Origin of the sequence: Pedobacter sp. Leaf170 (assembly GCF_920984665.1) — a bacterium.
Classification (GTDB): Bacteria; Bacteroidota; Bacteroidia; order Sphingobacteriales; family Sphingobacteriaceae; genus Pedobacter.
In genome coordinates, this window is record NZ_CAKLBP010000001.1 from 219,201 (window position 1) to 233,116 (window position 13,916).

A 13,916-nucleotide genomic window follows, 5' to 3' on the forward strand; every position below is an offset into this window, starting at 1 on the left:
CAGCCACGATTTACCACCTATCGATTTGAATATTAAGTATTTAAATAATTAAAAAATGCAGTTATGGAGCCGTGGAAGCAACTAAAAGTTAGATTTTACTGATTCAACTGTTACGCTTTTTCGAAAACGCAAAAAAGTAGTTGTTAATACCAGAAGATAAGGAATGATGAAAAGCATGCCGGGCCAGGGTTCATCCCACATAGCCAGGAACACCAGGATTACGAAAACACCAGGCAAGAGGAAAAAGCTTAAAAAACACCACAAAGGGTTAGTTTTAATATGCTCATTAAGATTAAGTAATACAGTAAAGCTCGATAAAAATAGAAAGAAATTTATACCAATAGCAATTCCATACGGAAGGTTTTTAAAATCTGTATTGGCTGTGCCTATAACCTCGACTGATTGTAATATGAATATGCTTATCAAACTAAAAATAGTGGCGGTAATAAAGCAAAAAGAAATCATCTTAAAGTATTTCATAATTTGGGCATAATCTTATTCAAACGAACCAATCAGTATATAAATTGTTAAAAAAAATATCAGGCTTTTTAGAAAGTTAAATATTTATAGCGGCAAGGCTTATCAATTATATAAAAAAAAAGCGAAGAGAAACCTCTTCGCTTTTAATGTCATTGTTTCGTTTTTTATTTTATAACGGCTACCGTTTCTGTTATTGCACCCATATCTTCAGTAGATTGGATGTTTGTTTTAAGTGCCGCAAATCTATCCATTGTTAATTTTTGCGTATCGCCCATAATTACTGTATGGTTATCTGTTGCTCCGCTAAGTTTTAAATCGGCATCGTCTTTTATTACTGTGTATAAACCTTCTGTGCTCGAATTAATTACTGCATGCGCATTACCTTTTAAAAATACCTGTAAAAATTTAGCTTTTATTTTGCCTTCAGTTTTTACAACTGCATTATCGGCAGCTTCTATTCTGTAAATATCTGCTACATAAACGGTTATTTTACTAACTTCTTTATCAGATGATGTAATTTTTAAAAGGTCGCCTTCTTGAGTAATTTTTGCTTTACCCAAATTATCTTCTGCGTAAGTTACCGCTTCGCTTTTTCTTTGTACAATTTTAATTTCTACATTTCCCTGAACCGAAATTCTTTTGAAATTACTAGGTGATGAAACTGTTGTTACTGTTTTTTTCTCATTAGCCATTAAGCTTGTAGAAAAAACTGAAGTTGTTAAGGTAATAACTGTTAATGAAGTTGCGAATAAAGTTTTGATTGAAGTTTTCATAATGCTTTTATTTTAAGGATGAATAATATTTTATTGATTGTTTTGTAGATAAGACGCAAGCAGTTCAGAAACGTTTCAGCGAAATATGCTGTTTTAGACCAGCGATACAGACTAATCGACCAACGGGCAAAAAGACCATACCAACCGCAGTACATATTATTCAACCTTATTGGTATTTATTTTGGGCTATGAGTCTCGAGTATGTATAACAAAATCTTAACTATAACAAAATCAGCATTTTACGTGTTTCAATCCATGTAAGATAAATGCAGTAATCAATTTACACGTTAACCGTTAATATAAACTCCTTCCCATTAAGGCATGATAAAAAACAAAACTTACAAACAAGAAATATAGTAAACCGAAGGTGATAACATAAATTTCTCGCTTGCCTTTAAAAATCCATGCAAAGGCAGGTATAATTTGAAGTGCATGTAATCCCAGAAAATGAGCAATTCTTAAATCACCATGTTTTGTACTCCAGTTAAAAAATAAAATCCCGGGTCCGCCATCTCCACCACCAACAGTATGCGCCATTCGCTGTCCGATAAAACCGCCTTGTAAAGCGAAAAAAATAGAAATAAAAATGCCAAAACGTAAAGCCCAAAGCATCAAAATGCTCATATTAGGTGGCGTATCTTTATATAGCTGAATAGATATCCATAGGGAGAAAATTGTTTGAGCAGTGATAACAATTCCCATCAAAGCATAAACTATAATATTGTAAGTTCCGGATTGATTGAAATGTGATAATTCGCCCCTTGCAGCCTGAGAAGCAATACAAAGCATCTCAAAACCCATTGCAAATACAGTAAATCGGGCGAAATATTTTTTAATTTTTTCACCGCGGAGGTAAGGAAAAATTAATACCCAGCTAAAGGAATAAATGCCGATAGAAAGTGCAAACTTTAATGGTTTAATCCACAAATTTATGCCCAATAACCTTCGATGCTCGAACGGTAAAATAGCCAAAAATAATATGGCCAATATCAGATGGAAAATGCCCAGATAGAACAAAGGCCTTGCAGCCTTTTCATGATTTTTTAGGAGATTGAATAATACTTTCATTGGCGCTAAATTCTTTAAAAAGTATCAGCTCCAAAATAACATAGGTTACTTATTATTTACGGATAATATCATCCCAAATTTTTTTGCTTCGCAAGATTTTTTCTTATGCGGCTTAAACTTTGAGGATGTATACCCAGATAGGTTGCAATATGCTGTATTTGTATCCGTTTTACGATATTTGGGTAAGTATTTATTAAGTTTAGATATCTTTTTTCGGCTGATAAGCTTACCAAATCATTCCTTGAACGCCCAACGCTAACGAAAAGATTTTCTGCCATCAGCCTGCCAAAACGTTCGTATTTAGCGCCAATTGAATAAAGCTGTTGCATGTCATCATAGCTTAAACAATACACTTCTGTGTCCTCTAAGGCCTGTATAAAGTTTGATGATGGCTGCCGTGTTAAAAAGCTTTCATAATCGCCCAGCCACTCACCATCAAAGGCAAACCAATGGCTTTGTTCCCCTTTTTCAGTAATGGTGAAATACCTGAGTACGCCGGAGTTAATAATTACCATTGCTTTGCAAACATCACCTGCCCTTAACAGATAATCATCTTTCAAAATTTTTCGTGGCTTAAGCTTTTCCAAAAAGATTAGCAGTTCACTATCATCAAAATTAACCAGATTAGTTACTGCACTAACAACATTCTTTTGCATAAATCGAAGATACAGCTAAGCTTAAAATAATTATAAATTTTTCGAGCAAACATACTTCAGTAAGCATGATTTATCTTTGCAAAATTCTCTGTAAATAATTCTATATTAATGATTTATATTGCGATTTCTTTGATGAGTTTAATAGCCCTATCCCATTTTTTATAAACTTCGATTGGCTTTGGATAATCTGAAATATCAAATTCCCAGGGTATTAAAACTTCAACATTGTTCTTTGCAGATAGTTCGGGTATCCATTCTCGGATAAAATTTTGCGCTTTGTATTTATTAGATTGATGAACAGGATTGGTGTACCAAATTTCAAATGCCTGCATGTGCCAATTCATCCAGTTCGAACTTACATCATAATCTATCAATTTAGATTCGAAATAATAAGCGCCCCATGTCCAGTTTATTTTTAAATCATAAACCAAATAACTGGCACAATTTACCCGGCCTCTATTGCTCATAAAACCGGTTTTGTTCAGCTGGCGCATGTGAGCATCTATAAAAGGAATGCCTGTATTGCCTTTACACCATCTCTCAAATTTTTGAGTATCATTTTCCCAGGTTAGTTTTTTGTTTTTATACCCATCGCTACTAAAAACCGAATTTCCGAATCGCATCGACTTAAAAGTGAAATAATCTCTCCATACCAATTCAAAAACCAACCACCAGGTACTTTGATTTTTCTTCACCTCTGCCTCATACGCTTGTACCTTTTCGTAAATTACCCTTGCTGATAAACAGCCCAATGCCAAATAGGGTGAAAATTTTGAACTGTAATCAAGCCCGTCAGATTTATTTCTGCTCCATCTATATCCTGTTAAAAGTTCTGATTTAAAAGTATAATATTCCAATCTTTCTAAGGCTTTATCTTCACCTCCGGCAACAAATGGCTCAGCGCTTTCATATTCTTCTTTTGCAAAACTAAAATCTTTATAAGATGGATTTTTGCCGGATTTGACACCTGGAACAGATTTTAATTTAGTGGGCTTTTCAAAAATTACCCGGGGTTTTGCTTCTCGCCCTGCCGGGATTCTGTAAGCTTTACTGGTAAGCGGAATTTTTGAAATGCTGAAAGGAATATCATCCTTATGGTAAAGCGTTTTGCCCCAAAAAAAATGAAACTTTACATCAGCTGATGCCTGCATTACTTTGTTAACTAAATCTAACTCGTAGCTGGCATATTCTTCCTCTGCATATACATCTGTAACGCCATAATCTTTAATTAGCGCCGGTATGGTGTCAATTGCAGATTCTGTTCCAATAATTAAGTGACCGCCAATATCTTCTAATTCTTTTTTTAGCGATAAAATAGATTGTTGCAAAAACTTTAACCTGACGGCATCCATATTTTTAAAGCCGAGCTCTAATTCTTTAAACCATTTTTTCTCATAGCAAAAACAAAAAATCAAGTCAGCACACTCTTCCTGAGCTTTAGTTAAGGCTTCATTATCAAGTAACCTAAGGTCGTTTTTGAACCAGACTAAACCTCGTTTTTTCATTTTATGCTATTTTACAGATGATTAATATTTGAAGCTTCTATTCGTTTTTGCAAGGGGGAATATTGAGATTGGATATGCAAAATCGAAATCACTTATAGTGAACATCATAAAAAGAAATATGTTCTTTTACTTGCCTTATATTTAATTTCACCATCAAATAAACAGGTAAATAAACAAGGAAGCCTGCTCAAACAATGAGCAGGCTGCCAAAAAATTATTAAATGATATTCAATACTTATTCTTAGAGATACATCAGAACATTATTCATCCTATTTAAACTTCAGGTTTAATGATACGATATTGGAAACCAAGCTTGTAGAACGCGAATAGTGACCATATCTCAACTCCAGCATATTTAATCGTTGCCAGCCAAAAACACCTTTTGGTGGAGCAAAGCGGACGCCTGCTCCGTAAAAATCACTGTTTAAAGTAGATAAATCGTAATCGCTGGTAAAATATTGTGCTGATGGAGCATGCTGACCGTATGGCGCAAAATATTTGGTACCTACCTGATTATTGTATCGGTAAAACGGACTTATTGAAAAAAATGAATTAATCTTTACCGGTACTTCGAGTTCTGCAGTGTGTGCCCTTATACCCCAATTATCCATATAGTATCGATAAAAAGTACGTATCACAAACATATCATTCAAAAAGTAATTCATCCGCAGCCCAATAGGAAGTTTGTACCGCTTATCCGGCAGGGTTTCTGAACGAAGTGAACCATCTGTAAAATAATTACGCTGATACTTTGTAGCGAGTAAACCCTTTTGATAGGATGGCTCTAAAATTAAGGAAGCCTGAAACTTTTGACTAATAACCTGAGATAAGGAAAATGAGGCACTAAATGAATTTCTCGGTGCGGTTTCGTATTGCTCACCACCTTTTCCGGTATTGCCCGTTCGCAATTCAATCGGCAAAATTACCGTCCATTGATCTAAAAATGCCTGTGCCTTAAAATCAAACTGGGTATTTTTATCTTTAGATAACCGCGTTAAATTAAAAGCGGCACCTAACGACTGGTAATCAAATTCTGTTGAATATGAGCCGGTAAAGCCAAAAGAATTACCAGTTTCTTCATTAGATTGTGTCCAGTTTAGTGAAGGGTAAATGCGTGTATCTGCAGATGACGCAGAAGATATGGTATTTGGATCTATCTTATCCGAAGATGCTGAGGTGTAATGATCTACACCAAGCTCAAAAAGAAAGGTATTTTTCTTGCCTCTTTTATTAAATTTCGACATTTGCAGATCAATGGTATTCGCAAAGTCGCTCAATTTCTCTGTACCTATACCGCCTGTTACAGCAGAATTATTTCCATCCTGATGGTAATAAGCTGAAACCAGATTTATTTCATCAATTTTAAGTTTCCTCGATTGATATTTACTGCTATCAATTTTCGGTGGTTCTGGTTTGTTTTGCGCATAAGTGCTTAATATACCGAAGTACATAAAAAGCACGTGGAGATATATTTTTCTCATTTTTTGATTCTGAAATTAATTACAGCCGCAGCCACCACCGCTTTTGCCCCCGTTTGCTCCCGAAGCACCTTCTCTGTAAAGCTGGAAACTTTGTTCAAACTTTTGCACTTTCCTTGCAGATAAGGTCATGTCTGCATCATTTATCTTATTTTTTTGGTAAGGCTTTACGCTACTGCATGCACTAAGCATACTGCTTAAGGAAAATGCAGTAAGCATCGAAAGGAAAAACATCCTGGAAATTTTCATAATTATATCACATTAATATTTTTTGAAGTAAATACCCTATCCTCATCATCGATGATAATACAGGCTACATGTTTTATCTGATTTATCAGTTCGAGGCCAACTTTTACACCCATAACTACAATTGGCGTGGCTAATGCATCAGCCAGTTCAGCACTCGGGCAAATTATACTCACACTTTTAACACCGCTCACAGGCAATCCTGTTTTTGGATCGATAGTATGCGAGTAGCGTTTACCATCAATGGTAACATATTTCTCATAGCTGCCAGAAGTTGCAATCGCCATATTACTAATTTTCAGCGCAGAAAAAGGCCTATTGGTTTGTTCAGGATCTGCAATACCAACTGTCCACGGTTGCCCGTTGATTTGAGTGCCCCATGTAATTAAGTCGCCCGCAGCATTTACAATTCCACTTTCAATACCTAAATTTTGAAGTATCTTTTTAGCCCTGTCTGCGGCATAACCCTTACCAATCCCACCAAAGCCAAGGCGCATTCCTTTATTTTTAAGCTTTACTGTTGAGTGTTTTTGATCCAAAATCACATTTCGGTAATCTATAAGTTCTACAGATGCCAAAGCCGTCTCCACATCCGGTAGGCTGGTCATATTCTGATCAAAATTCCAGAGCCGTTTATCTATCGAACCGTATGTCAGGTCAAAAGCTCCGTCAGTAATTTCAGATATTTTAACAGAGCGTTCGATAAGGCTAATCACTTCATCATCAACCTTTACCGGGGCAAGGCCAGCATTTTCATTAATAAGGCTTGTTTGGCTATCATTGCTGAAAGTGGTAAGCAACCGCTCTATGCGGCTCACTTCATCAATTGCACTATCTATTGCAGCATTCCCTACTTGCTCGTTTGCAGAGATTACGGTAAACTCAAAGCGATTTCCCATGAGTTTTAGTATTCTGTTTACAGCAACAGATTTTGCCATTCTTATTATAGTTTATTTTTTATTTTATTGATTTCTGCTACAAAAGCCTGAGCGCTTTCATCTGGATAACCATCCCAGCTTTTTAGCACTTTACCATTTTCATCAACCAAAACAGTATATGGAAATTTGCCATCCTTATTGTAAACTTCTGCCAAAGATTCGTTAAGCTTAACCTGTTCTTTTGATAACTGATTCTTTTTCTGCCGCGGAAAATCAGCTCTGACTAGAAGAAGATTACCATAGGCATATTGCTCAAAGCTTTCAGATTCAAGTATTTCTTTGCGAAGGCGAATGCATGGGCCACACCAATCTGAACCGGAAAAATTAATCAAAATCTGTTTATGCGATGCTTTCGCTTGTTTTTGCGCTTCAGAAAAATTGCCCATCCAGGATGCCGGTATTGTAAATATCCCTAAAAGGGCAATAAAAAGTAATTTCATAATTTATTACGAATAAATTTTTAAAGTAGTTCCTATTAACTGGGTGTTGTAAACGGTAAGCGCTCTGGTGGCCGGCCCATTGGTAACTGCTCCGTTCTCAGAAAAAGTTGCGCCATGGTTAGGGCAATAAAAGCGGCTATTTGCCGATTGATAGCTTAACGTATAACTCTCGTGCGTACATGATTGCTGAACTGCTATGTACGAACCCATTTTTGTTTTGGCTACGATAACTCCATTTGAAACCAGCGAACCTCCATTGTTTAACAAGGCAGCGTTTGCTGCCAAGCTTAAATCAAGTGAGAAATTTACACCAGTTGGCCCGGTAGTTCCTGTAGAACTGCTTGTGTCGCTCTTTTTACAACCAACGCAGTTGATTAGTGCAAAGGCTGCAGCACTCATACCAATACTATTGAGAAAATCTTTTCTGTCCATAATTTTTTTATAGATAATATCAGATAACAATTAAATTAAATGCCTTTAAAATATCTTTAAAGGAGAATATTAGATGTAGAGTTTTATCTATAAAAATGAGTTTGGTTGAGGATGATTTTTAAAACATTAAATTTTAGCTATAATGTTTGTAACAAAAATATATATAAAGTCTGAAGAAATTCTGAAGTTTTAAATTCAATATGTTAAATATGTGTTAATAATCCGCACAAAGTTTTTGTTGCTTATTATTTAGCTGATAAGTCTGGCAATTAAAAATGCGGCAGCGGCAGCAATAATCCCAATAGCGGTTACTTTTAACGCACCTTTTATTGGCGGCTGGCCTGTAACTTTACTTTTGAAATAGCCAAATACAAAAAGGCAAATGATGGTAAGCACAGCAGAAAGTATCAGTCCTTCTTGCGGTTTTTCGGTAAAAAAGTATGCAGATAGTGGCAGCATTCCTCCTACACAATAAGAAAACCCTATGGTAAGCGCACTGTTACGGGCTCTGTTGATGTCTGGCTTTTCCAGGCCAAGCTCAAATTTCATCATAAAATCTACCCAATGTTTTTTATTTGTGCTTAGTTGATTAACAATAAGATCCTGAGCTTTACTATCCAGTCCATATTCAGCAAAAATCTCTTTAACTTCTAATTTCTCTTTTTCGGGCACATTTTCTACCTCCAGATATTCTCTTTTTAATTCACTTTCATAATGTTCCTGCTCGGTTTTCCCTGCAAGGTAACCGCCCAAGCCCATAGCAATGCAACCGGCAATAATTTCAGCAATACCAGCGGTTATTATAATTGAATTGCTATTTACGGCAGCACTTAAACCTGCAGCAAGCGCAAAGGGTACGGTTAGTCCATCACTCATCCCGATAACAATATCGGATATAAAAGCAGAGCTCTTTAGGTGTTCTTCTTTATGAGCCATATCATTACCAATTAGAGTTTATCATTCTGCTTTTCTTAACCACCATTTATCATATCAGATACGATTCCTTTTCCATCTTTTCGCTCAGCCAGAAAAACCCCAGCTAAGTGAAGCACAATAAAACCAAGTATCAGGTACATACAAAATCCATGAAATTCTTTAATAGTATGATTAATATCTCGTGGGATGCCAGTATAATCCTCAAAAGCGAGTAATAAACCTGTGCAAACCATTATAAACAGCAATGCATAAAATATCAGATACAGGCCTTTAACCACCAATTCATGCTTGGCAGCTTCCCGTTCTTTTTTTAAAAAAAAGTAAGCCTGATAAGCCTTCCTAATTTTTGGCGTAATCCTTTGTGCTGGAGGCATGAAGAATTCAGCCATCAACTTAAATAAAAAAAGTGCAGCAAGGGTATAGCCAAAATAGATGTGTATGCCCCAAACCTGGTCTTCAAGTCCGTGTAGTGCAGCACCCGCCTGCTTATTGCTAACAGATGCGCCTGCATCCATCAGTTCTGATTTTACGAAGTTACGTTGTGCCCGATCAAACAATGTAGAGTTTATTGCAACGGTTAACAACGATCCGGTAATCATAATAAAGTTAAGCCAATGCCATAAACGGGTGGAAGAAGGATATTTTTTACCTTGCTTACCTCCAAGAATTTCTTGGTTTAATGGTTCGATAACAGCCATAAGATTTATTCATTATTAAAAGTTATAGTAAAGGTATGTAGGTTGTGTTGGTATGTATAATTTAATAAGTAATGCTGACGGATACAGATTTGCTTTAGTATGGCCAGCCCAAGGCCTGTACCTTCAGAAGCAATGCCTTTGTAAAAGCGATCAAAAATCTTTTCAGCATCCAGGGCACCATGATGAGCCGTATTTGCAAAAATAATTTGATTGCTATCTAAATAAATTTCGATGCTTCCTTTTTCGTAATTGTGACGAATAACATTACTAAAAAGATTGTTAATGAGAATCTCTATCAGCTGGCGATTAGCGATAATCCGGGACGGTAAAAGCGTAGTTTTAAGCTGAATAGACCTTTCTTGCAAAAGCTCATGAAAGTAATGAGTTTTTTCTTGAATAAGCTGGCAAAGGTCGATATCTTCATGCTCCTGTAGTAAATTATGATCAATTTTAACCAAAAGCAAAAGGGATTGGTTTAGCCTGGTTAAACGTGAAGTTGCCTGATAAAGTTCGCTAAGCATTTCTCCCTCTTTAGTATCAAGGTTACTGGATTGCAGCATATTATCCAACCTTGAATTAATTACTGCAAGCGGCGTCATCATCTCATGCGAAGCATTTTCAGTAAAAAGTTTTATCTCTTCGTAGTCCTTTTTTACTTTACCAGATAAATCGATTAACACCTGGTTGAGTTGCTTAAATTCCTCTACAGGCATATCAACCGATCTGTAAGGCTTTTCATGGTTGATATTAAAGTCGTTTATATTCTTTAACATTTGGCTAAAAGGATCCCATATTTTCTTCAGCAACATCCTGTTAACCAGTAAAACAACAATGAGTAAGATGCAGACTGGCAATAGAATAATCAGACAGATATTTTTTATCTGCTCTTGTCTTTCCATTTTCGATGCTATAACGATTATCTGGTATGCCTCACCATCAAGCATCATTTCCGTTCTTAAAAATCGGGCATGTTCATTTTGATGTTTAAGCGAATTGTAGAAAAGGGTATCGCCATATTGCGAGTACGACCTAACCTTCTGAATAGGTTTGTATTGCACCACTAAATCTTCAAATTCATGCGGTGTGTAGAACTTGCCTTTTACCGAATACTCTTTAACTTCCATTACCTCCTCAACCATATCATGATCTAGCTGGCGGTTAAGGTAAAATATAAGCATCTGGTAAAAAAGCAGACCAATAACCAATAAACCAACAAAGCTGATTAGAATAAGGATGCGGTTATATTTAGAGAAAAGCTTCATTCACTTGTAAATTTATATCCAACACCATAAACCGACTGAAAATAATCGCCGCTACCGGCATCCAAAAGTTTCTTTCTAATATTTCTTATGTGTGTATAGATAAAATCAAAACTATCTGCCATATCTGCATCATCACCCCAAATGTGTTCTACAGCCGCCGATTTTGAGATTACTTTACCCTTATTGGATATAAAGTATAATAGTAAATCAAATTCTTTTTTAGTTAGATAAACACCTTTGTTATTAACGGTAACTTCTTTAGCATCTAAGTCAATTCTTATTTCTTTAAAACTGATGTGTCTTTCTCCCATAGCACTCTTGCGGCGCATAACTGCAAGGATTCGGGCATTAAGTTCTGAAAGATGGAAGGGTTTTGTTAAATAATCATCAGCACCCAAACTCAGCCCCGTAAGCTTATCATCTAAAGAATTTCTGGCAGAAATAATGATTACGCCTTCTGCCCTATCTGTACGCTTTAAAAAACTTAATAATTGTAAACCCTCACCATCACCCAAACCTAAATCTAAAAGCAGGCAATCGTAATGATACAATTCCAGTTTCTCTAATGCCTGCATATAAGAAGAGGCTACGCTACAAACATTACCCATTCCGCTTAAGTATTCACTAATACTTCTTTGCAAACCGGGTTCATCTTCTATGATAAGAATCTTCATATAATCAAATATCCATCAAGATATTGAAGACAATTTGAAGTTTTGCTAAAAAATAAATTTATTTATTGAGGAAGGTAGAATTAAATGGTTTTCGTTTAAGCACATTAGCGAAAACCATATCTAATCAAATTAAGATTTCAGGAAAAGTTATTTAAGATAAAAACATCATTAAATAGTTATGTGATTAAACCTTAAAATTATTTTGATGAATGTGTATTTATTAATCTTTGAACAATGAAAAAGATGTTGATTTTAACCTTTGCGAAAGTAAAATATTTATGCCGCACATGCTGCTCCAATCAATGCTGCATTTTCTCCCTTTTCTGATATGTAAATTGGAAATGATATAGCTCTGGCGCTGAGGTAATATTTTAATTGAGGTAGAAAATGAATAGATGCTTTTGCAATGTTACCACCAAAAACTACACAATCTAATGGGTTACTTCTATGCAATTTAGATAAAAACGTTGCCAAATTAATTCCAAATTCATCAAAAACCTGAAAAAATGGATCTGCTTTTTCTACACCCTCAATTATTTCTTTAACGTTAGAAACGGCTTGCCCTGAATAACTGTTATACTTTGAAACTAACCATTTAGAAGAAAAGAAATCTTCACATATCCCATTCATAAAAGGATGTTTCCAATACTCACCATCGGTTGCAACACCTTCAATTCCAATTGCAGAACCAAAGCCTGTACCGAGTGTAAAACCCATTACATTTTTATAAGCTGAGGCTGCACCGTGTACTAATTCTCCTTTTAAGAAACATCCGGCATCATTAACAAATGAAATTTCATTAACCAAACCTTCCATGCCATTCAATATTAATGTTCTTATATCTTGTTCATAAAGAGCGTCAAACTTCCCCATTCCTTTCATATAAGAGATACCATTAAGGTAATCAAACGGACCCGGCATAGCAACTGCAACTTTACCAGAATACTTAAAAGATGCTAAACTTTTTTTCATTACGGCGCACCAGGTTGAAACAATATCTTTGGCGCCAGCTTGCGAATCTACTTTAGCTCTCTGCCATGAGCCTTCTAATATGGTTCCATTTGAAACATCGACTAAGGCCGAAGTGATGTGCGAACCGCCAATATCTACACCTAAATTTATATGCTCTTTCACGTAGAATTTTATTTTTTAATATTTAACAAACTTAATCTGCCGTATAATTCTGCTACACAAGCCTCATCTAGCAACCATTTTGGTTTCGCTTTCGATACCTTATCTCTTGCCCACTTTGCAGTCAAAAAACCGTACTTATCTGATGAATTTTGCCACGCTTTATCCAAATCAGAAGCTACCGCATTGATGTAAGTTGGATTGCCATTTAGATGATAAAGTGCTTCGTAACCGCGAAACAAAACGGTAACAAACCAAGGCAAATCGATATTATAATAACTCGCCTGTGTTTTATTTTTATTTGCAAAGAAGCGATGAGCACTTTTCGCAACAGTTTCAGCCTCGCTTAAATACTTTGGTTCTTTAGTAAATCCATAAAGTAAAACAGACGATTCGAGCATTGAACCAGTATTGTACGTGTAATAAACCTTGTTAGGTATGCCATTCATTTTAACATCATTGTAATATATCCCATCCGGGTTTCGTAAAGTGATGAACATCCAGTTATAAAATTTTTTACCCCAATCAAGATAAAATGTATCATTTGTACATTGATAAAGTTTCAATGCCGCCAGCGTTGACATTCCATTGCTACAGGCCGGTTTTTGATCTTTATGTCCTTCCAACCAATATACACCGCCTCCTAGCTGCTCATCCCATCCACTAATAATAAAATCGAAAACTTCTTTTGCCTTTAAAATGTATTTTTGGTCTTTAGTATTCAAATAAGCTTCCAGGTAATCAATACAAACCAAAGCGTTATCATCATAATACCTATCTGATTTTTCCAGCATCGCTGGAAAAGCCTGATAGCCTACCGGACTTCGGGTTGTATCTCTGTAACTCCAAACGCCAATTGATAGCGTATCTAAATATTTGTTGTATTTCTGCTTTAATTCAGGAAATCGAACTAACACGTTTGCTGCAGAATACATCCCGGAAAATGGCCAAAGAAAACTTACCGTCTTTTCATTAACGTTTGCACCTTGAAAATAATCCAGTGTAATTTTTTGTTCAGATGGATAATGTTCGGTAAATAAACCAGGATATTTTTTTACCCGGTAATGCTGCCAAATTTTTTCGAACATAGCATCAGCTCTGCTTTTATATATCGTATTTTGATTTAATTCCTGACCATAGCCCCTTAAGCAGAACGTGATACAGATAAGAAAAAATAAATATTTCATCATTTGAAATTT

The 13,916-nt window shown here is 35.7% G+C and carries 16 protein-coding genes; 1 reads left to right on the forward strand and 15 read right to left on the reverse strand.

The window, feature by feature from the left end; genetic code table 11:
- The first annotated feature begins 163 nt into the window (after nucleotides 1-163).
- On the forward strand, nucleotides 164-493 hold the full coding sequence (locus LUA90_RS00920; protein WP_231489803.1) for a hypothetical protein: 330 nt from the start codon (nucleotides 164-166) through the stop codon (nucleotides 491-493).
- A 151-nt stretch (nucleotides 494-644) separates the two neighbouring features.
- On the opposite strand, the gene LUA90_RS00925 is transcribed toward LUA90_RS00920, so the two are convergent.
- The 15 genes from LUA90_RS00925 to LUA90_RS00995 all read right to left on the reverse strand — a co-directional run bounded on the left by LUA90_RS00925 (nucleotide 645) and on the right by LUA90_RS00995 (nucleotide 13,907).
- A complete protein-coding gene (locus LUA90_RS00925) occupies nucleotides 645-1,253 on the reverse strand; it encodes a GIN domain-containing protein (RefSeq protein ID WP_231489804.1) in 609 nt (202 codons plus the stop codon).
- A 294-nt stretch (nucleotides 1,254-1,547) separates the two neighbouring features.
- Entirely contained in the window at nucleotides 1,548-2,321 is a 774-nt protein-coding gene (locus LUA90_RS00930) for a hypothetical protein (RefSeq protein WP_231489805.1), read from the reverse strand.
- Between the two features lie 68 nt (nucleotides 2,322-2,389).
- Nucleotides 2,390-2,977: a Crp/Fnr family transcriptional regulator gene (locus LUA90_RS00935; RefSeq protein ID WP_231489806.1), complete on the reverse strand. Its 588-nt coding sequence runs from the start codon at nucleotides 2,975-2,977 to the stop codon at nucleotides 2,390-2,392.
- A 113-nt stretch (nucleotides 2,978-3,090) separates the two neighbouring features.
- Complete coding sequence (locus LUA90_RS00940) at nucleotides 3,091-4,482, reverse strand: DASH family cryptochrome (protein WP_231489807.1); 1,392 nt, start codon at nucleotides 4,480-4,482, stop codon at nucleotides 3,091-3,093.
- Nucleotides 4,483-4,751: 269 nt separating this feature from the next.
- Nucleotides 4,752-5,963 carry a DUF3570 domain-containing protein gene (locus LUA90_RS00945; protein ID WP_231489808.1) on the reverse strand — a complete coding sequence of 404 codons (1,212 nt, stop codon included), beginning with the start codon at nucleotides 5,961-5,963 and terminating at the stop codon, nucleotides 4,752-4,754.
- A 15-nt stretch (nucleotides 5,964-5,978) separates the two neighbouring features.
- On the reverse strand, nucleotides 5,979-6,209 hold the full coding sequence (locus tag LUA90_RS00950; protein WP_231460150.1) for a DUF4266 domain-containing protein: 231 nt from the start codon (nucleotides 6,207-6,209) through the stop codon (nucleotides 5,979-5,981).
- 2 nt (nucleotides 6,210-6,211) lie between these two features.
- Nucleotides 6,212-7,144, reverse strand: a complete 933-nt coding sequence (locus LUA90_RS00955) for an FAD:protein FMN transferase (RefSeq protein ID WP_231489809.1) — start codon at nucleotides 7,142-7,144, stop codon at nucleotides 6,212-6,214.
- Between the two features lie 5 nt (nucleotides 7,145-7,149).
- Nucleotides 7,150-7,584, reverse strand: coding sequence for a thioredoxin family protein (locus tag LUA90_RS00960; protein WP_231489810.1), 435 nt, complete (start codon nucleotides 7,582-7,584; stop codon nucleotides 7,150-7,152).
- Between the two features lie 6 nt (nucleotides 7,585-7,590).
- The gene (locus LUA90_RS00965) at nucleotides 7,591-8,016 is read right to left on the reverse strand and encodes a ubiquinol-cytochrome c reductase iron-sulfur subunit (RefSeq protein WP_231489811.1); all 426 of its coding nucleotides are present in this window, start codon (nucleotides 8,014-8,016) and stop codon (nucleotides 7,591-7,593) included.
- Between the two features lie 249 nt (nucleotides 8,017-8,265).
- On the reverse strand, nucleotides 8,266-8,952 hold the full coding sequence (locus tag LUA90_RS00970) for a VIT1/CCC1 transporter family protein (RefSeq protein WP_231489812.1): 687 nt from the start codon (nucleotides 8,950-8,952) through the stop codon (nucleotides 8,266-8,268).
- Between the two features lie 35 nt (nucleotides 8,953-8,987).
- Nucleotides 8,988-9,650, reverse strand: a complete 663-nt coding sequence (locus tag LUA90_RS00975; RefSeq protein WP_231489813.1) for a cytochrome b/b6 domain-containing protein — start codon at nucleotides 9,648-9,650, stop codon at nucleotides 8,988-8,990.
- A gap of 5 nt (nucleotides 9,651-9,655) precedes the next feature.
- A complete protein-coding gene (locus LUA90_RS00980; RefSeq protein ID WP_231489814.1) occupies nucleotides 9,656-10,912 on the reverse strand; it encodes a HAMP domain-containing sensor histidine kinase in 1,257 nt (418 codons plus the stop codon).
- The gene (locus tag LUA90_RS00985; RefSeq protein WP_231489815.1) at nucleotides 10,909-11,586 is read right to left on the reverse strand and encodes a response regulator transcription factor; all 678 of its coding nucleotides are present in this window, start codon (nucleotides 11,584-11,586) and stop codon (nucleotides 10,909-10,911) included. Before LUA90_RS00985 ends, LUA90_RS00980 begins: the two co-directional genes overlap by 4 nt.
- 276 nt (nucleotides 11,587-11,862) lie before the next feature.
- Nucleotides 11,863-12,720 (reverse strand): ROK family protein, encoded by an 858-nt coding sequence (locus LUA90_RS00990; protein ID WP_231489816.1) that lies wholly within the window; start codon nucleotides 12,718-12,720, stop codon nucleotides 11,863-11,865.
- An 8-nt stretch (nucleotides 12,721-12,728) separates the two neighbouring features.
- The gene (locus LUA90_RS00995; RefSeq protein WP_231489817.1) at nucleotides 12,729-13,907 is read right to left on the reverse strand and encodes a glycoside hydrolase family 76 protein; all 1,179 of its coding nucleotides are present in this window, start codon (nucleotides 13,905-13,907) and stop codon (nucleotides 12,729-12,731) included.
- Nucleotides 13,908-13,916 lie beyond the last annotated feature (9 nt).